This window comes from Robbsia andropogonis (genome assembly GCF_000970345.1).
Taxonomy (GTDB): Bacteria; Pseudomonadota; Gammaproteobacteria; order Burkholderiales; family Burkholderiaceae; genus Robbsia; species Robbsia andropogonis.
This window is the reverse complement of the sequence record NZ_LAQU01000218.1, coordinates 1-785: the sequence shown is the minus strand read 5'-3', so window position 1 is coordinate 785 and position 785 is coordinate 1. Positions and strand designations below refer to the sequence as shown.

The 785-nt window shown below is 59.9% G+C and carries 1 protein-coding gene and 1 pseudogene; both read left to right on the top strand.

Annotated elements, in window-relative coordinates; all coding sequences use genetic code 11:
- Positions 1-78: 78 nt before the first annotated feature.
- Positions 79-570 (top strand): transposase, encoded by a 492-nt coding sequence (locus WM40_RS27240; protein WP_046154677.1) that lies wholly within the window; start codon positions 79-81, stop codon positions 568-570.
- Positions 567-785 (top strand): annotated as a pseudogene (locus tag WM40_RS27235) (hypothetical protein); the annotation flags it as partial. The gene WM40_RS27240 and the pseudogene WM40_RS27235, both read left to right, overlap by 4 nt.

Genomic DNA, 785 nt, shown 5'->3' with positions numbered 1-785 from the left:
CCCCCCTGTGTCAGACTAGTTGGAACATGAATCGCTGTTAGAGTTTGAACCGTGACAGGGGGCAGAGGGAAGAATCCAATGAAGTACTCCGAAGAGCGCAAAGAAGCGATTCTGAAGAAGCTGTTGGCGCCACATAATCGTAGCGTTGTTGAGGTGTCGCGGGAAGAAGGCATTAGCGAGGCGACGATCTACAACTGGCGCAAAGCTGCGCGGGATCGTGGCCGCTTGCTACCGGCCAACGCGACCGACAGCGAGGGCTGGAGTTCGCGAGACAAGTTCAACGCGGTGTTGGAATGTGCGGCATTATCCGAAGTGGAGTTAGCCGAATATTGCCGCCGTCGGGGTTTATATCCGGAGCAATTGCGACGTTGGCGTGAGAGCTGTGAAGGAGCCAACGCGCGCAGTGAACAAAGCAGTCGCCAGGACAGCGAGGCGCTCAAAAGCGAGCGCAAACGTAACAAGGAGTTGGAGCGCGAGCTACGGCGTAAGGATGCGGCCTTGGCGGAAACGGCGGCCCTGCTGACGCTGAGAAAAAAAGCGCGGGCGATCTGGGGGGGCGAGGAAGAATGACCAATGCCCGAGATCGCCGTCATGCGGTGGAATTGGTCAACGCGGCGCGATGTGACGGTGCGCGCCTCGAACGGGCATGCGCCGAGATGCGTATAGGGCTCAATACGTATCGGCGCTGGAGCGCTGGGGGCGAGGATGGCCGAGCGAATGCGGTGCATGGCAAGCCGTCGCACGCGCTGAGCCAGGCCGAACGCGATGCGGTCCTTCAGACATGT